Origin of the sequence: Actinomadura sp. NPDC048032, assembly GCF_040653175.1 — a bacterium.
Classification (GTDB): domain Bacteria; phylum Actinomycetota; class Actinomycetes; order Streptosporangiales; family Streptosporangiaceae; genus Spirillospora; species Spirillospora verrucosospora.
In genome coordinates this window covers 1-17,548 of record NZ_JBEZJP010000139.1, presented here as the reverse complement: position 1 = coordinate 17,548, position 17,548 = coordinate 1, and the positions used below count along the sequence as shown (strand labels likewise).

The 17,548-nt window shown below is 73.5% G+C and carries 14 protein-coding genes and 1 pseudogene; 8 read left to right on the top strand and 7 right to left on the bottom strand.

Going from position 1 to position 17,548, the window contains the following annotated elements; translation table 11 throughout:
• The 3 genes and pseudogenes from AB0C69_RS19850 to AB0C69_RS19840 all read left to right on the top strand — a co-directional run.
• Window positions 1-367: pseudogene (locus tag AB0C69_RS19850) on the top strand (ABC transporter ATP-binding protein); the annotation flags it as partial.
• Complete coding sequence (locus AB0C69_RS19845; protein ID WP_353834693.1) at window positions 357-1,232, top strand: ABC transporter permease subunit; 876 nt, start codon at window positions 357-359, stop codon at window positions 1,230-1,232. The pseudogene AB0C69_RS19850 and the gene AB0C69_RS19845, both read left to right, overlap by 11 nt.
• Before the next feature lie 70 nt (window positions 1,233-1,302).
• Window positions 1,303-2,739 (top strand): ATP-binding protein, encoded by a 1,437-nt coding sequence (locus AB0C69_RS19840; RefSeq protein ID WP_360355440.1) that lies wholly within the window; start codon window positions 1,303-1,305, stop codon window positions 2,737-2,739.
• Window positions 2,740-2,775: 36 nt separating this feature from the next.
• Here the strand turns inward: AB0C69_RS19840 and AB0C69_RS19835 are convergent, their stop codons facing one another.
• The 7 genes from AB0C69_RS19835 to mfd form a co-directional block, all read right to left on the bottom strand.
• Window positions 2,776-3,132 carry a tetratricopeptide repeat protein gene (locus AB0C69_RS19835; RefSeq protein WP_345176865.1) on the bottom strand — a complete coding sequence of 119 codons (357 nt, stop codon included), beginning with the start codon at window positions 3,130-3,132 and terminating at the stop codon, window positions 2,776-2,778.
• 57 nt (window positions 3,133-3,189) lie between these two features.
• Window positions 3,190-3,408, bottom strand: a complete 219-nt coding sequence (locus AB0C69_RS19830; RefSeq protein WP_345176863.1) for a hypothetical protein — start codon at window positions 3,406-3,408, stop codon at window positions 3,190-3,192.
• A 60-nt stretch (window positions 3,409-3,468) separates the two neighbouring features.
• A complete protein-coding gene (locus tag AB0C69_RS19825; protein ID WP_360355436.1) occupies window positions 3,469-4,413 on the bottom strand; it encodes an NADP-dependent oxidoreductase in 945 nt (314 codons plus the stop codon).
• A gap of 119 nt (window positions 4,414-4,532) precedes the next feature.
• Entirely contained in the window at window positions 4,533-6,998 is a 2,466-nt protein-coding gene (locus AB0C69_RS19820; RefSeq protein ID WP_360355433.1) for a transglycosylase domain-containing protein, read from the bottom strand.
• A 70-nt stretch (window positions 6,999-7,068) separates the two neighbouring features.
• Window positions 7,069-8,040 (bottom strand): MazG family protein, encoded by a 972-nt coding sequence (locus AB0C69_RS19815; RefSeq protein ID WP_360355430.1) that lies wholly within the window; start codon window positions 8,038-8,040, stop codon window positions 7,069-7,071.
• 5 nt (window positions 8,041-8,045) lie between these two features.
• Complete coding sequence (locus AB0C69_RS19810) at window positions 8,046-8,702, bottom strand: hypothetical protein (protein WP_345176853.1); 657 nt, start codon at window positions 8,700-8,702, stop codon at window positions 8,046-8,048.
• Between the two features lie 39 nt (window positions 8,703-8,741).
• Window positions 8,742-12,320, bottom strand: coding sequence for a transcription-repair coupling factor (mfd, locus tag AB0C69_RS19805; RefSeq protein WP_345176850.1), 3,579 nt, complete (start codon window positions 12,318-12,320; stop codon window positions 8,742-8,744).
• Window positions 12,321-12,576: 256 nt separating this feature from the next.
• Here mfd and AB0C69_RS19800 point away from each other — a divergent pair, with 256 nt between their 5' ends.
• The 5 genes from AB0C69_RS19800 (at window position 12,577) to AB0C69_RS19780 (ending at window position 17,489) form a co-directional block, all read left to right on the top strand.
• Window positions 12,577-13,458: a class I SAM-dependent methyltransferase gene (locus tag AB0C69_RS19800; RefSeq protein ID WP_360355425.1), complete on the top strand. Its 882-nt coding sequence runs from the start codon at window positions 12,577-12,579 to the stop codon at window positions 13,456-13,458.
• A gap of 130 nt (window positions 13,459-13,588) precedes the next feature.
• A complete protein-coding gene (cysC, locus tag AB0C69_RS19795; RefSeq protein WP_360355422.1) occupies window positions 13,589-15,058 on the top strand; it encodes an adenylyl-sulfate kinase in 1,470 nt (489 codons plus the stop codon).
• Between the two features lie 103 nt (window positions 15,059-15,161).
• A complete protein-coding gene (locus tag AB0C69_RS19790; RefSeq protein ID WP_360355419.1) occupies window positions 15,162-16,130 on the top strand; it encodes a sulfite exporter TauE/SafE family protein in 969 nt (322 codons plus the stop codon).
• Window positions 16,108-16,899: a WecB/TagA/CpsF family glycosyltransferase gene (locus tag AB0C69_RS19785; RefSeq protein WP_345173587.1), complete on the top strand. Its 792-nt coding sequence runs from the start codon at window positions 16,108-16,110 to the stop codon at window positions 16,897-16,899. Before AB0C69_RS19790 ends, AB0C69_RS19785 begins: the two co-directional genes overlap by 23 nt.
• Window positions 16,900-17,006: 107 nt before the next feature.
• Entirely contained in the window at window positions 17,007-17,489 is a 483-nt protein-coding gene (locus AB0C69_RS19780) for a hypothetical protein (RefSeq protein WP_360355416.1), read from the top strand.
• Window positions 17,490-17,548: the final 59 nt, after the last annotated feature.

The window sequence follows — 17,548 nt, the reverse complement described above, 5'->3', positions numbered from 1 at the left end:
GGAGGAGCAGGTGGTCCTCATGCGGCTGCTCGGCGAGACCGGCGACTCCTCTACAGTTACGGTGCGGATGCTGATGGACGAGCCGTTCGGCGCGCTCGACGCGATGACCCGCGACCTGCTGCACGACGAGATCGAGCGGATCTGGCGGGAGCGCGCCCTGACCGTGCTGTTCGTCACGCACAACGTCAGGGAGGCGGTGCGGCTCGGCGACCGGGTGGTGCTGCTCAGCAGCCGGCCCGGCCGGGTCGTGGAGGAGTTCCCCGTCCCGATGGAGCGGCCGCGGCGGATCGACTCCCCCGAGGTCGCCTCCCTGGCCGGGACCATCACCGACCGGCTGCGCGAGGAGGTCGTCCGGCATGGCGCATGACACGGTGAAGGGCGAGAGGCGGCTCGACCGCGAGCTGGCGGGACTGGACGCGCTGGAGCTCGGCGGGACGGCGCGTACCCGGCTCCTGCAGCGGGCGTGGTCGGCGGCGTGGCCGATCGTCGCGGCCGTGCTGATCGCGCTCGCGGCGTGGCAGCTGGTCGTGTGGAGCGGCTGGAAGGAGCCGTGGGTGCTCCCCGGCCCCAGGGACACGCTCCCAGTGTTCTGGGACCAGCTCACCTCGGGGCGGTTTTGGGACGCCGTCGCCCTGACGATGCGGCGTGCGGTCGTCGGGTTCGCCTTCGCCGTGGCCGTGGGCGTCGTTGTCGGCGCGCTGGTGGCGCGGTTCCGGGTGCTGCGCCGGGCGTTCGGGTCGCTGATCACCGGTCTGCAGACGATGCCGTCGATCGCCTGGTTCCCGCTCGCCATCCTGCTGTTCCGGCTCAGCGAGAGCGCGATCCTGTTCGTGGTGATCCTCGGCGCGGCCCCGTCGATCGCCAACGGGCTGATCACGGGCGTCGACTACACGCCGCCGATCCTGCTGCGCGCGGGGAAGGTGATGGGGCTGCGGGGCCTCGCGCTGTACCGGCACCTGATCCTGCCGGCCTCGCTTCCCTCGTTCGTGGCGGGGCTGAAGCAGGGCTGGGCGTTCGCGTGGCGCAGCCTGATGGCGGGCGAGCTGCTGGTCGTCATCGGCGACACGACCTCGCTCGGGGTGCTGCTGTCGCAGGCCAGGGAGCTGAACAACACCGCCGACATGATCTCCTACATGCTGATGATCCTGGTCCTCGGCATCGTGATCGACCAGCTGTTCGGCCTGGTGGACGGGGCGATCCGGCGTCGCTGGGGCGTCGACGAGGGACACTGACAATCTTTTACCCGCCGACCCGGATGGGATCCGCCCTGCCCAGGTAAGAACTCCCCGGTACTGACATGACGTGCAGCGCACCAGGGAGGTCGTCATAGGCGTCCGGCTCCGCCGGCCGTCCCCGAGCGGCTGGATCTGGCAAGCCGTGCTGCGCCACCCGGAGATCCGGTTCCGAGTGACGGTGGCGGCCTCGCTGATCGCCTTCGTGCTGTCGTCGGCGCTGAGCGCGGTGCTGCTGGTCCAGCTCAAGCAGGATGCCTACCAGGACCTCGTGCGGGCGCTGGCGCGCGACAACCGGCGGACGGCGACGGCGATCGAGACCGGGCAGCTCACCCTCGACATCTCCCCCACCACCGACAGCCTCCAGCAGGTGGTGAACCAGCGGGGCCAGGTGGTCGCGGCCACCCCGCGGATGCGGGGCCGCCCCAAGGTCCAGTTCCCGCCGCCGCCGCCGTTCGAGGAGCGCCGGGTGGGCCGCGTCTGCGGGATCGACGCGCCGGGCGCCCACTGCTTCGTGATCGTCGAGCGCCGGGTGGGGCTCGGACCGGACGCGCTGTTCATCAACTCGCTCGCCCCCGCCCCGGGCCTGCTGCCGCGCCCGGTCTCGGGGGTGCTGATCCTGCTGGGCATCCCCTTCATCACCCTGCTCGCCGGCTACGGGACGTGGCTGTCGGTGAGCCGGGCGCTGCTCCCGGTCGAGGGGATCCGCCGCGAGCTGGACGAGATCACCGCCACGGACCTGGAGCGCCGCGTGCCGGAGCCGCACCGCCGCGACGAGGTGGGGCGGCTCGCCGAGAGCGTGAACGCCACCCTGGACCGCCTGGAGGAGGCGGTCGCGCGGCAGCGCGCGTTCGTCTCCGACGTGTCGCACGAGCTGCGCAGCCCCCTCACCGCGCTGCGCATGGAGCTGGAACTGGCGCTGTCGGCCCCCGAGGACACCGACGTCCCCGCCGCGCTGCGCGCCGTCCTGGTCAACACCGAGCGGCTGTCGGCGGTGGTGGACGACCTGCTCGCGCTCGCGCGGCTCGACGCCGACCGCACCGCCTCCCCCATGGAGCGGGTGGACCTGACCGAGATCACCGACCAGGAGGTGCTGCGCCGTCCCCGCCGCGTCCAGGTGACGGTGCTCGCGGAGGGCCCCGTGGTGGTGCGGGGCGGGCGCAGCGACCTGGCGCGGCTGCTGACCAACCTCATCGACAACGCCGACCGGCACGCCGCCGGCGAGGTGACGGTGATCCTGCGCACGGAGAAGCCCGCCACCGCGGTGGTCGAGGTGATCGACGACGGCACGGGCGTCCCGCCGGACGACCGCGAGCGGGTGTTCGAGCGGTTCGCGCGGCTGGCCGAGGGCCGGCACCGCGACGCCGGCGGGACCGGCCTCGGCCTGGCGATCTCCCGCGACATCGCCGAGGCGCACCGCGGGTCGCTGATCCTCACCGACCGCATCGACGGCGTCCCCGGCGCCCGCTTCGTCCTGCGCCTTCCCAGCGACGACGTCCCGAAGTAGCCGTCCCCAGGGGGACGGCCCCTTCGGGACGAGACGTCAGGCCAGGTCGGCGGCGGTCACGGAGACCTCGATCTCCGCGGTGGGCTCGACGCCCATGGCGCGGGCGAGCTTGCGGAAGGCGCGGGCCTCGTCCGGGCGGCTCCGCCGCTCCAGGGTGCGGGCCAGGGCCTCGTAGGCCCAGCCGTTGCCCGGGTCGAGCTCGACGAGGCGGCGGAGCGTCTCCTCGGCGCGGCCGAGCTGGGCGCTGTGGAAGTAGGCGCGGCCGAGCAGCTCGACCGCGGCGCGGTTGCCCGGGTCGCCGTCGACGATCGGGGCCAGCATGCGCGCAGCGCCCGCGTAGTCCCGGGCGTCGAAGAACAGCGTCGCGCGCTCGAACTCCTCGTAGGTGGTCATGCCTGCGGAACCGGGGACGGCCGGGCTTTGTTCCCCGGCCCGGCCGCCCCCGGGCACTCAGGTCATCCCGAGATCGGCGCGGAGCCGCTCGCGCTCGGCCTCCAGCAGGTCGATCTGCCCCTGCAGTTCCTCGCGCTGGGCGAGGTACTGACCGGAGTCCACCATGTCCGTGGGGTCGCCGGACGGTGCGGGAAGGTCCGCGCGCAGCCGCTTCAGGGATTCCTCGATGTCGCGGAGCCGCGCGCGCCGGTCGTCCTCGGTCTCACTCTGGTTCATGTGCCTCCTCCTCCGGCTCTGCATGCCCGCGCCGGGGCCGTCCTCACCTCGGCGGGGCCGTCAGATGCGCAGGACGGTCTTGCCGCGCGCGCCGCCCAGCCGGTTGTCGGCCAGGGCGTCGGCCGCCCGCTCCAGCGGGACCTCCCGCTCGACGCGGACGCGCAGCGCGCCCGCGTCGATGAGGTCGGAGAGGCGGTCCAGCAGTTCGGCGGACGGCTGCGTCTGGAAGTTGACGCCGCGCAGCCCCTTCGCCTCCAGGGAGTCGGGGTTCACCGACCAGGTGGTGGAGATGTAGGTCCCGCCGGGACGCAGCAGCTGCGCGAGGTGCTCGGCCGACCGGGTGTCGCTGGCCGTGTCGAGGACGGCGTCGATCCCGTCGGTGTGGACGGCGAGCACCTGCCGGTTGAGGTCGCCCGCGGAGTGGTCGACCGTCTCGTCCGCGCCGAGGCGCCGCATCGTGCCCGCCATGTCGTCGCGCGCGGTCGCGATGACCTTGGCGCCCGCGCGGGAGGCGAGCTGCACCGCGCTCTGCCCGACGCCGCCGGTCGCGCCCACCACGAGGACGGTCTGGCCGGTGTCGACGCGCGCCTGGTCGACCATGGCGAGCGCGGTCGCGCTCGCGGTCGGCACCGCCGCGGCCTGCGTGTAGATCATCCCCTGCGGCATCCGCGCGACCGGGCCGTCCTCGCGGACGAGGGCGTACTCGGCGTAGCTGCCGAGCCCGCGCTCCACGATGGCGAAGGCCCCGTAGACCTGCTCGCCGTGCCGCAGCCGGGTCACTCCCTCGCCGGCCTCCTCCACGACGCCCGCGCCGTCCCGGCCGAGGATCAGCGGGAACGGCACGTCGACGGAGTCCTTGAGCATGCCTTCGGCGATCTTCCAGTCCAGCGGGTTCAGCCCGGCGGCGATCACCCGCACCAGGATCTCGCCGGGCCCCGGCTCCGGGCGCGGCAGGTCCATGAGCGCCGGCGTGGCGCCGTACTCCGACACGGCGATGGCTCGCATGACGATCGTCCCCCGAAACGGATCAGCGCGGGCGTCGCGTCCCGCTGTCGATCTTCCCGTGTCGACCTACCCCGCGACCGGACGATCACACGTCGGCGCAGGTCACGCGGGGACGCGGGTCACGCGGGGGCCTGCTGGGGCGGCCCGCCGGGTTCCGGGGTGGGCGTGGCGGGCGGCACGGTGGGGTGGCCGCCTCCCCTGCGCCCTCCGCCGGGCCCTCCGCCGGGCTCGCGCCCGGCGCCCTTGCTGACGTGCAGCGTGATGGTGCCGCCCGGCTCGGCCGACGAGGGCGACATGCCGGCGACGGTGCCCTTCGGGAACCGGCGGGAGGCCATCGGCGCGCCGATCCGGGCCCTGAACCCTGCGGCGCGGAGCCGGGCGGCGGCCTCGCCCGGCTTCATGCCGCGCACGTCCGGCACCCTGGCCCGGTCCTCGCCAGAGCCCCTGCTGAAGTAGCGCGACGGCGGCCGGTGGAACGAGCCCGGATCGGTGTGCGACAGCGCCCCGAGCATGCTCTGCCGCCAGATCGGCGCCGGGATCGTCGCCCCGAACACCGAGCCGTAGCACCGGCCGTCCATGCACAGGTTCTCCATCGGGTGCCTGTAGCCGCCGCGCGGGTCGCCGACCCACACGGCCGCCGCAAGGTCCGGGGTGTACCCGGCGAACCAGGCGGCGGAGAAGTTGTCGACGGTCCCGGTCTTGCCGGCGGCGTCGCGCCCGAGGCCCATGCCGCGCGCGGTGCCCTTGGTCAGGACGCCGCGCAGGACGTAGTTGACGGCGTCCGCGACGCCCTCGTCCATCGCCCGCTCGCAGCGGCGCCCCGGCACCTTCAGCCTGCGGCCGGACGCGGCGCGGATCTCCCGGATCGCGATCGGCTCGCAGTACCGGCCGCGGGCCCCGAACGCCGCGTAGGCCGCCGCGAGCCGCAGCGGGGAGACGGGATTGAAGCCCAGCGTGAACGACGGATACTGCTGCAGCGGCTTGCCGTTCGCCTGCTTCATCCCGAGCCGTTCGGCCATCCTGACGGTGTCGCAGAGGCCGACCTTCTTCTCCAGGGCGAGGAAGAACGTGTTGACCGAGTGGTGCGTCCCGGTGACGAGGCTGAACTGCCGGCCGCCCTCGCCGTCGGCGGAGTTGCGCAGGGAGGCGGACGGGTCGCCGACGCGGTCCCCGTCGCAGTTGCGGTAGCCGACGGGCGTGTAGGCGCGCGGCGCCATCATCCGGGTCCCGAACGGCATGCCCTCGTCCAGCGCCGCGGCCAGCGTGAACGCCTTGAACGTGGACCCGGCCTGCATGCCGATGCTGGAGCCGTGGCTGGCGTCGGCGGCGAAGTTGATCCACGTCTTGCCGCGGTCCCGGTCGGGGCCGAGCTCGCGGTCCACGGCCATCGCCTTGATCTCGCCGGTGCCCGGCTGCACCATCGCCTCGGCGGCGGCCTTGTGCGCGGAGTTCTTCGGCGGGACGTGCCCGTCGACGGCGCGCTGCGCGGCCTTCTGGGCGCGCCGGTCCAGGGTGGTGCGGATCGTCAGCCCGCCGCGCTTGAGCAGCTTCTCCCGGTCCTCGGCCGTCTTGCCGAACACGGGGTCGGTGAGGATCTCGCGCTGGACGTAGTCGCAGAAGAACGGGGCGTCGCTGGTGACGCAGCCGCTCCGCACGTTGTCGACGTCCAGCCGGACGGGCGCCCGCCTGGCCGCGGCCGCCTTGGCCGGGTCGAGCCAGCCGAGCTCGGCCATCCGGGTCAGCACGGTGTCGCGGCGCTCCCGGGCCGAGCCGGGATGGCGGATCGGGTCGTAGGCGTAGGGGTAGCGGACGACGCCGGCGAGCAGCGCCGCCTCGGGCAGCGTCAGCTCCGACGCGTGCTTGGAGAAGTAGTGCCGCGACGCCGCCTCGACGCCGTAGGCGCCGTCGCCGTAGTAGGCGATGTTGAGGTAGCGGCGCAGGATCTCGTCCTTGGTGAACCGCTTCTCCAGCGCCACCGCGTACTTCAGCTCGCGGATCTTGCGGGCGGCCGAGACCTCCCGGGCCTCCTGCCGCTCGGCGTCGGTGTCGGCCTGGGTGAGCAGCAGGTTCTTCACGTACTGCTGGGTGATGCCGGAGCCGCCCTGCGTCACCTGGCCGCTGCTGAGGTTGCTGGCGAGCGCCCGCAGGGTGCCCTGCGCGTCGATGGCCCCGTGCTCGTAGAAGCGGCTGTCCTCGATCGCCAGCACCGCCTGGCGCAGCACCGGGGCGATCTTGTTGAAGGGGACGTCGACGCGGTTCTGGTAGAAGAACGTGGCGAGGGTGGAGCCGTCCGCGGCGAGGATCTTCGAGCGCTGGGGGACGCCGGAGGTCGTCAGCCCGTCCGGCTCGGCCTCGAACCAGCCGGCGGCGTCGCGGGCGCCGACGCCCGCCGTGCACGCGGTCGGCAGCAGCATCAGCGCGACGAGCAGCCCGGCCAGGCCGCCGAAGGCGCCGAGCCCGCGCACGGCGCGGACCTTCTCGGCGCGGGTCGTCGACGGGGTCAGCAGGCGGCGCGGGCGGCGGCGCCGCGCCGCGGGGGCTCCCGGCCCGGGATCCCCTGCGTCATTTCCGGCCTCGGTCGGCACGCGCTCAGAGTAGACGGGCCTTCCCGAGCGGACCACCCCATCGGTGAGGTTCCGCCCGTTATCCCCCGAATCAGGCGTCGCGCCGCTCCCAGGTCCGGACACGGTCCCGGAATACCCGGGAAACGGCGCGCAACTCCGACTCCGCGTCCACGCCTCGCTCACCCGCCTCCCGGACCAGCGCGAACAGGCGTCCGCCCAGCTCGGCTCCGGCCTCCTCCGCCAGCCCCTCGGCGAGGCCGGACGGGGCGTCCATGCGCGCGGCGCGGCGCTGCAGCTGCGCGGCCAGCGACAGGGCGGGCTGGCCCATCGGCACGCCGTCGAGCGCCGAGGCCTCCGCGCCGCTCTTCTCCGCGCGCTCGGCCGCCTTGATCTGCTCCCAGTTGGCGTTGACCTCGTCGGCGCCGGAGACGGTGACGTCCCCGAACACGTGCGGGTGCCGCCGGACGAGCTTGTCGACGATCGCGCCCGCCACGTCGTCGATCGTGAACCCGGTCCCGTCGTCGCGCTCGGCGGCCACCACCGAGTGGAACGCCACCTGCATCAGCACGTCGCCCAGCTCCTCGCGGAGCGCGCCGTAGTCGCCGGCCTCGACGGTGTCGAGGACCTCGTAGGCCTCCTCCAGCAGGTACGGGACGAGGGTCGTGTGCGTCTGCTTGCGGTCCCACGGGCACTCGCGGCGCAGCGTGTCCATCACCGACACCAGGTCGAGCAGCCGCGCGCCCGGCAGGTCGTAGGAGCCGTGGAGCACCTCGACGTCCAGCGGATCGTCGACGACCAGGGCCCCGATCCCGCGCATCAGCGCCTCGTCGCCCTCGGGCGCGGCCACCCACAGCACGTCCGCGCGCCGCGCGTCGGCCACCAGGAGCGCCGGGTCGGGCTCCTCCACGAGGTCGGGGACGACGCCGGCGTCGAGGAGCGCGGGCAGCAGCGGGTGGCCGTCCCGGAGGCGGACGGCGTCGGCCGACCGGAGCGCGTCCCAGGCCCGCCAGGTCAGCAGGCCCGGCGCGACCCGGTGCGTGGTCGCCAGCAGGGTGAGGCTCATGGGCCTCAGATACCCGAATCGGGGCTGGACAGCCGGTAGACGATCGGGGCGACCTCGAACTTGGCGGGGTCGTAGTGCCCGTAGCGCGGGTTGACCTTGATGTGCATGCCGGCGGCGGTGCGCTGGAACAGCTCGTTCCACTGCCGCCCGGCCTGCTCGGTCGCCGGGTTCAGCCGGTTGTTCAGGTCGGCGCCGAACCGCTGCATGACCGCCAGCTGCGTCGCCACCAGCCGGGCGAGGTCGCGGGAGTGCGCGCGGGGCAGTCCGCTCGCCAGCGTGATCGACTGGGCCCCGCCCTGGCGGTCCAGGGCCTGGAGCGCGCCGTCGACCTGCCCTCCGGTCACCTCGACGCCGGCCCGGCGCGCCACCCGGTCGGCGACCCGGAAGTTGATCAGCAGGGTGAGCGCGCCCTGCAGGTCGGACTCGGAGTCGCCCGCGACCTGCGGCGCCGGGTTGGCGGGGTTGGCGCGCAGCTCGTTGGCCGCCGGGTCGGAGCGGAACTGCTCGCGCCAGTCGCGGACGGTCTGGCTGAGGGTACTGACGGTGATGCGGTCGTCGCCGACGAGTGCGGCGGTGCCGACCTTCGGGGAGCCGCCGCAGCCGGCCAGCGCGGCGGCCGCCAGCACGGCCGCCACCGCCGCCTTCACGGACTTACCAGGCACGGATTCCTCGTCTCGTCGCTCGATCGGGGCGGCGCCAGCCTAGCGCCGCGCCGCGGACTCCAGGAACAGGGCGTCCACCAGGTCGGTCGCCCACTTCAGCAGCTCCTGGTCGCGCAGCGGACGGCCCCCGAGCACCGCCGTCTTCGGCGCGGGCACGAGCAGGGTGTCGGTCGCCGGCTTCAGGATGCTCTTCGGGTACAGCCGCTGCAGCCTGACCTGCTTGGAGTCGGGCAGGTGCACGGGCGCGAACTTGACGAACGTTCCCTGGAGGGTGACGTCGCTCAGCCCCGCCCTGCGGGCCTTGGCCCGGAACCGGGCGACCTCCAGCAGGTTCAGCACCGGGACGGGCAGCGGACCGAACCGGTCCTTCAGCTCGTCGTGCACGGCGCCGATCTCGTCCTCGGAGGTGATCGCGGCGATCCGCCGGTAGGCGTCCAGCCGGAGCCGCTCGCCCGGCACGTACTCGTGCGGCAGGTGCGCGTCGACGGGCAGCTCGACCTTGGTCTCGACGGCCTCGGGCTCGCCGCCGCCCTCCTTCAGCTCCCGCACCGCCTCGCCGACCATCCGGACGTACAGGTCGAACCCGACGCCCGCGACGTGGCCGGACTGCTCGGCGCCGAGGATGTTGCCCGCGCCGCGGATCTCCAGGTCCTTCATCGCGACGTACATGCCGGCGCCGATCTCGGTGTGCTGCGCCAGCGTCGCGAGCCGCTCGTGCGCGGTCTCGGTGAGCGGCTGCTCCGGCTGGTAGAGGAAGTAGGAGTAGGCCCGCTCCCGGCCGCGCCCGACGCGGCCGCGCAGCTGGTGGAGCTGCGACAGCCCGTACATGTCGGCGCGGTCGACGATGAGGGTGTTGGCGTTCGGCACGTCCAGGCCGGACTCCACGATCGTGGTCGCGACCAGGACGTCGTAGTTCTTCTCCCAGAAGTCGACCATGACCTTCTCGAGCTCGTGCTCGTTCATCTGGCCGTGCGCGACCGCGATCCGCGCCTCCGGGACGAGCCGCGCCAGGGTCGCCGCGACCTTGTTGATGGACCGGACGCGGTTGTGCACGAAGAACACCTGGCCCTCGCGCAGCAGCTCGCGGCGGATCGCCGCGGCGATCTGCTTCTCCTCGTAGGGGCCGACGAACGTCAGGACGGGGTGGCGCTCCTCCGGCGGGGTGAGGATCGTCGACATCTCCCGGATGCCGGTGAGGCCCATCTCCAGCGTCCGCGGGATCGGCGTCGCCGACATGGCGAGCACGTCCACCTGCGTCCGCAGCCGCTTCAGCTCCTCCTTGTGCTCGACGCCGAACCGCTGCTCCTCGTCGATGATCACCAGGCCGAGGTTCTTGAAGCGGGTCTGCGACGACAGGATCCGGTGGGTGCCGACCACGACGTCCACCGAGCCCTCCGACAGCCCGTTCAGCGTCTCCCCGATCTCCCTGTCGGACTGGAACCGGCTGATCGGCTTCACCACGACGGGGAACGCCGCGAACCGCTCGGCGAACGTGGACAGGTGCTGCTGCACCAGCAGCGTCGTCGGCACGAGCACCGCGACCTGCCGCCCGTCCTGGACGGCCTTGAACGCCGCCCGCACGGCGATCTCGGTCTTGCCGTAGCCGACGTCGCCGCAGATCAGCCGGTCCATCGGGACGGCCCGCTCCATGTCGCCCTTCACCTCGTCGATGGCGGCGAGCTGGTCGGGCGTCTCGTTGTAGGGGAAGGCGTCCTCCAGCTCCCGCTGCCACGGGGTGTCGGGCGCGAAGGCGTGGCCGGGGCTCGCCATCCGCGCCGAGTACAGCCGGATCAGCTCCCCGGCGATCTGCTTGACCGCCTTGCGGGCGCGGGACTTGGCCTTCTGCCAGTCGGCACCGCCGAGCCGGTGCAGGCTGGGCGCCTCGCCGCCGACGTAGCGGGTGAGTTCCTCCAGCTGGTCGGTCGGGACGAACAGCCGGTCGCTCTTGGCGTACTCCAGGATCAGGTACTCGCGGGTGGCGCCCTGGACCGTGCGGCTGACCATCTCCACGTACCGCCCGACGCCGTGCTGCTCGTGCACCACGTAGTCGCCCGGCTTGAGCTGGAGCGGGTCGATGCCGCCGCGCCGCCGCGACGGCATGCGCCGCGCGTCGCGCGTGGACGACTTCTGCCCCGACAGGTCGGTCTCGGTCAGCACCGCGAGCTTGACCGACTCCCAGGTGAACCCGTTCTCCAGCAGCCCGGTCGTGACGGTGACCACCGACGGCTCGGGCGCGCCGGCCACGTCGGCGAGCCGCGCGCCGACGCCCTCCTCCCGGGCGAGCTGGACGAGCCGCTCGGCCGGTCCGTGCCCGGCGGTGACCAGCACGACGCGCCAGCCGCCGTCCGTCCAGCCCTTGAGGTCGCCGACGACGCGGGAGGTGTCGCCGCGGTACGCCTCCGCCGGCTGCACCCCGAGGCTCAGCGTCTCCGCGCCGCCGCCGAGGGACCCGCCGTCCGGGAGCTCGGCGTCCGCGCCGCCCGCCGCCAGCGGGCTCAGCGCCGTCACGCTCCACCGCGGCAACCCCAGCTCCGCGCTGTGGGCGCGGACCTCCTCCAGCGAGCGGAACGCCGCCGCCCCGAGGTCGATCGGCGCCTCTCCACCGGCGGCGGCGTTGACCCAGCTCGCCTCCAGGAACTCCTGGCTCGTGCGGACCATCTCGACCGACCGGGTGCGGATCCGCTCCGGCTCGCAGACCAGCAGCGCCGACCCGTCCGGCAGCAGGTCGGTCAGCAGCTCCATGCTCTCGGCGAGGACGGGCGAGAACGCCTCCATGCCCTCGACGGTGTCGCCGTCGGCGATCCGGCCGAGGATCTCCTCCAGGGCGGGGTGCTCCTGCGCGAGCCGCCTCGCGCGCTCGCGCACCTTCTCCGTCAGCGGCAGCTCGCGGCACGGCGGCGCCCACAGCCCGCCCTGCGCGACCTCCAGGGAGCGCTGGTCGGCCGCCTTGAAGTAGCGGATCTCCTCGACGGTGTCGCCCCAGAACTCCACCCGCAGCGGGTGCTCCTCGGTCGGCGGGAACACGTCGAGGATCCCGCCGCGCACCGCGATCTCGCCGCGCTTCTCCACCAGGTCCACGCGCTGGTACCCGGCCTCCACCAGGCGCCGGACCGCGTCGTCCATGTCGGCGTCCTCGCCGGAGGCCAGCCGCACCGGCTCCAGGTCGGCGAGCCCGGACACGATCGGCTGGAGCACCGCGCGGACCGGCGTCACCACGACGTCCAGCGCGCCGCCCTTCGCCGAGCCGTCCCCGGCGGGCGGGCCGCCCGCGCCCGGGTGGACGAGGCGGCGCAGCACCGCCAGCCGCTGCCCGACCGTGTCGGAGCGCGGGGACAGCTTCTCGTGCGGCAGCGTCTCCCACGCCGGGAAGTGCGCGACGCGCTCGGGGTCGAGCAGGCTCGACAGGGCGGCGGCCAGGTCCTCGGCCTCGCGGCCGGTCGCGGTCACCGCGAGCACGACGCCCTCGCCGTCCGCGCGCAGGCGGCGGCTCAGCGCGGCGGCCAGGATCGGCCACAGCGCGGCGGGTGCGACGATCTCCCGGTCCGTGCGCGGCCGCGTGAGCGCGCTCCGCAGGCCGGGGTCGGTGCACGCAAGGTCAACAAGTCCAGAAAGCGTCATTATTAGCCCGATATTCGCCCACAAATGGCCAATCACCCCGAGGCAGGGCAGGCCGAAAACCCGGAATCCAGCCGGACCCGGTACCGCGTACCAGCGTACGCGCCCCGGACGACGCTCGTTCAGGCGGAGCCGAAGGCGCCCGCCCGGGCACGCGGCCCGCCGTCCGCACCCTGACCGGCGAGGACGGCGACACGGCCGTCACCAAGAAAAGGCAAATAGCGGACGGAGCGCAGCCAAGCGATTACGCTGCGAGATTGTGACCGATCTGCGTACGTCGCCGGTCAACGGCGGCGATCTCTTCTCAGAACGCGCCCGCCAGTACGCCCTAGAGAAGCCCCTGCAGCGGATCCACATCCTCGAAGCGGGCTGCGGCTGGGGGACGGGGCTGGACCTCGGCGACCGCGAGCGCGAAGTCACGGGGGTCGACCTGGAGTCCCCGGAGCTGCGCGCCTACACCTGCGAGCGGCCCGACCTCGACGCCTGGCACCTCGGCGACCTGCGCACCGTCCCGCTGCCGCCGCGCGCCTTCGACATCGTCCACGCCTCGTACCTGATCGAGCGCGTCCCGCACGCCGAACTGGTGCTCGACCGGTTCGTCGCGGCGCTGAAGCCCGGCGGGCTCCTGCTGGTGCACCTGCGCGACCGCGACACCGCGTTCGGGTTCCTCGACCGCACGCTCCCGCGCTGGCTGCGCGCGTCCGGCCGGCGCCGCGCCCGCCGGGGGCGCGCCCCGGCCGCCGAACGCGGGCGGCGCGCCCGCGGCGCCCACGCCCGCGTCCCGTACCCGGCGGGCGGCGGGCCCGGGGCCGCCGAGGACGGGCAGGCCCCGCCGGCGGCGGGCCCGGAGCAGGCCGCGTCCCGGCCGGTGCCGGTCGTCCGGACGAGCCCGCCCCCGGCGCTCTACAACCGGGTCGCCTCCCGGTCGGGCCTGCGCTGGTACTGCGTCATGCGCGGGCTGGTCGTCGCCGAGGAGTACACCTCGCGTCAGGCGCTCGACGTCCTCGGGACCGGAACCGGCCTCGCCGACCTGCTGTGCCGGCTGGTGTCGGCGGTCACCCGGGGGCGGCTGACGGCCGACCACAGCGAGGTCACCTTCGTCATCCGCAAGCCGGAGAACCGTTTCGCGCGGGTCATCTGAGCGGGGGCCGCGGGCGGCCCGGACCGGGGCGGACGTGCGCGCGGACAGGCCGGGGCAGTATTTTTCCTGCGAAAACCCTGCTCGCCATGGATGAGCCCGGCCGCCTCGCCGGGCGGGATCGGAGATCGCGGTGACCGCCGAAGCCGGCCTTCCCGACACGCTGCGCGACCTGCCCGCCTGGACCCCGGACCCGGTCGAGCTCGCCGACCTCGAACTCGTCCTCGCGGGGGTGTACCGCCCGCTGACGGGCTTCCTCGGCTCGTTCGACACCGCCATGGTGATCGCCGGAGGGCGGCTCGCGGACGGCACCCCGTGGCCGGTCCCGGTCACGCTGTCGGTCCCCAAGGAGCTGACCGGCCAGGAGCGGGTCGTGCTGCAGGACCCCGAGGGCGTGCCCCTCGCCGTGCTGCGGGTCGCCGAGGCGTGGCAGGACCCGACCACCCAGGGCTGGCGGCTCGCCGGGCCGCTGGAGGCCCTCCGCGCGCCCGCGCACGGACCGTTCCACCGCCTGCGCCGGCGCCCGGACGAGCTCGACGCGTTCGAGGGCGGCGTGCTCGCGGTGGCCACCCGCGAGCCCCTGCACCGCAAGCAGCTCGGCCAGCTCCGCCAGGTCGCCGAGCGGCTCGCCGCCAAGGTCCTCGTCCTGCCGCTGCTGGGCGGCGAGCACGACGAGTCCCTCGTCCGAGCGCTGCTCGGGGTCCGCAGGGAGCTGCCGGACGGCGCCCAGATCATTCCCGTGCCGCTGCCGGCGCGCGGCGACCGGGAGCGCGACGTCCGGCTCCGCGCGCACGTCGCCGCCGCCTACGGCGCCACCCACCTGCTCGCCGAGCAGGAGCTGGAGGGCACCGCCGTCCCGCTCGTCGTCCCGGAGCCGTGGGCCTACGACGCCGACGTCGAGGTCTGGCGGCCCGTCGCGCGCATCGAGCCCGACCACGTCCAGGCGGAGCTGACCCCCGAGCGGCTGAACGAGCTGCTGGACGCGGGCGAGCCCGTCCCCGACTGGTTCACCCCGCCCGCCGTGGCCGCCGAGCTGGCGCTGGCGCGCCCGCCGAAGCGCTCGCGCGGCATCACGGTGTTCTTCACCGGCCTGTCCGGCTCCGGGAAGTCCACGGTCGCGCGCGGCCTGGCCGACGCGCTGGTGGAGCGCGGCGGCCGGACGGTCACGCTGCTGGACGGCGACGTCGTCCGGCGGATGCTGTCGGCGGGCCTGACGTTCTCCCGTGCCGACCGCGACCTCAACATCCGCCGCATCGGGTTCGTCGCCGCCGAGATCACCCGGCACGGCGGCACCGCGATCTGCGCGCCGATCGCCCCCTACGCGGCCACCCGCGCCGAGGTGCGGCGGATGGTGTCCGCCGTGGGCGACTTCATCCTCGTGCACGTGGCGACGCCGCTGGAGGAGTGCGAGCGCCGCGACCGCAAGGGCCTGTACGCCAAGGCCCGCGCCGGACAGATCCCCGAGTTCACCGGCATCTCCGACCCCTACGAGGAGCCGGACGACGCCGACCTGACCCTCGACACCTCGCGGCTGACGCCGGACGAGGCGGTCGCCCGGGTCCTCGACCTGCTGGTCGACGGCGGCTGGGTGCGGGCGGAATAACCTCTTCCGTCCCACTCGTACCCCCTTACCCGGTATTTCCGGATCCGGAGGGCATCACCTATCGTGTTAGCCATAATTCCTACATGACAGGTAGGTCATGCCGATGGACTTCGATTGGACGATGGCGCTCGGGTCGTTCCTCGTCGCCATCATCGTCGGGCTGACCGGCATGGGCGGCGGCGCGCTGATGACGCCGATGCTCGTGACGTTCTTCGGGGTGAGCCCGCTCGCCGCCGTGTCCAGCGACCTGGTCGCCGCCGCCGTCATGAAACCGGTGGGCAGCGCCGTCCACTACCGGCAGGGCACCATCGACATGCGGCTGGTCGGGTGGCTGTGCGCGGGCTCGGTTCCCGCCGCGTTCTCCGGAGTCCTGCTCGCCCGCGCGCTCGGGCACGGCGACTCCGTGGAGAACGTCATCGGCAAGGCGATGGGCGCCGCCCTGATGATCGCCGCGGCGGGCCTGGCGCTGCGCGGCTACCTCGCCCACCGGGGGCGCGCCGGCTCCGCCGGGGACGCCGACCGGTCCCCAAAGATCACGGTCCGCCCCGTCCCGACCGTGCTGATCGGCGTCGTCGGCGGCCTCGTCGTCGGCATCACGTCGGTCGGCTCCGGCTCCCTCATCATCGTCGCGCTGCTCGCCCTCTACCCGTCGCTCAAGGCCAACCAGCTCGTCGGCACCGACCTGCTCCAGGCCGTCCCGCTGGTCTTCGCGGCCGCCATCGGCCACCTGCTGTTCGGCGACTTCCGCATGGAGGTCACCGCCGCGCTGCTCGCCGGCTCGATCCCCGGCGTCTACCTCGGCTCCAAGATCTCCTCCCGGGCCCCGAGCGCCCTGATCCGGCGGGTGCTGGCCCTCGTGCTCGTCGCCTCCTCGCTGAAGATGTTCGGCGTCGCGCCCGTCCCGCTCGCCTGGACCATGGTCGTCCTCATCGCCGCCACGGTCGCCGCCTGGCTCGTCCTTCGCCACCGGGCCGCGCCGCACCGGGATACGCTCTCCTCTCCGGTCGTTTCCCCCGGCGTCGCCGGTGCCCCAGGAGAGCAGAGCAGACGTGGACCCACGATGGCCGCATGACACCGTCGACGTCCTCGGTGTACGGGTCAGCCGCGTGGACGTCGCCCGGTTCCGCTCCTTCGTCGCGGCGGCCGTCAAGGAGCGCTCGAAGCTGACGGTCACCTTCGCCAACCCCGACTACGTGCTCAGGGCGCAGAAGGATCCGGGGCTGCGCGACCTGATGAACGGCTTCGACCTGAACCTCCCCGACGGCTGGGGCGTCGTTCTGGCCGCGAAGGTCTTCGGCCGTCCCGTCCCCGGCCGGATGGCCAACGACGACCTCACCGACGACCTGTTCGGCCAGCCCGCCGAGGAGGGCTGGCGCGTCTTCCTGTTCGGCAACGCGCCCGGCGTCGCCGAGGCCGCCGCCGCGAACGTCCGCGCCTGGTACCCGGGCCTGGACGTCGCGGGCACCCTGCACGGCCACTGGGCGGACGGGCAGGGCAGCATCCCCGCCGAGACCGCCGAGCGCCTCGTCGCCGAGATCAACGACGCGGCCCCCGACATCCTGCACGTCGGCCTCGGGACGCCCCTCCAGCAGCGGTTCGTCGCCGAGTACCGCGACCGCCTCACCGCACCGGTCGTCATCACGTGCGGCGCCTACTTCGAGCACCTCGCCGAACGGCGCGACTACTACCCCGCCTGGGTCCTGAGGCTGCGCGTGGGCTTCCTTTACCGCCTGGCGCGCGAGCCCCGCCGCCTCTGGCGCCGCTACACCGTCGAACTCGGCGCCTATCTCGCCCGGGTCCTCTACCATCGCCTGCGGCACGGCAGGGCCCCCGCCGACTGAGCGGGACGCCTCCTATGCCGCACTTTTCCGGAACCCCTACTCGTCCTCTAGCCATGTGGTAGGACAAGATGCCATCAGCGTCCCCGGCCGCTTCCCGGAGCACCTTCATGCGCCCCACCATCGCCCGCCTCACGGCCGCCGCGCTCGCGGCGCTCGCCGTCCCCGCCGCCGCCGCGGGCACCGCCTCCGCCGACATCGCCCAGCCGGCGGTCGTCTCCGCCAACCCGGTGAACATCACCCCGCACGTGCTGGACGGCACCGTCCGCGCCATCACCACCGTCGGGAACTGGGTCGTCGTGGGCGGGAACTTCGAGGAGGTCCGCGAGGCCGGCAGCGGCAAGAAGACGATCAAGCGGCACAACCTGTTCGCCTACGACATCCGGACCGGGAAGATCAGCACGGCCTTCGTCCCGAAGGTCAACGGGACCGTCCACGCCCTGCAGCCCGGGTCCAGCGACTGGATCTACGCGGCCGGGACGTTCACGACCGTCAACGGCGTCAAGACCGGCACGGTGACCGCGCTCAAGATCTCCACCAACAAGGTCCACACCGGCTTCAAGCTCAATTCTGATCAACTTTGTTTGGCATGATTCGCCATTGCCATCCGAAATATCCAGGGCCCGCGTTGAGGAGCGTGACGTCGAGGCCC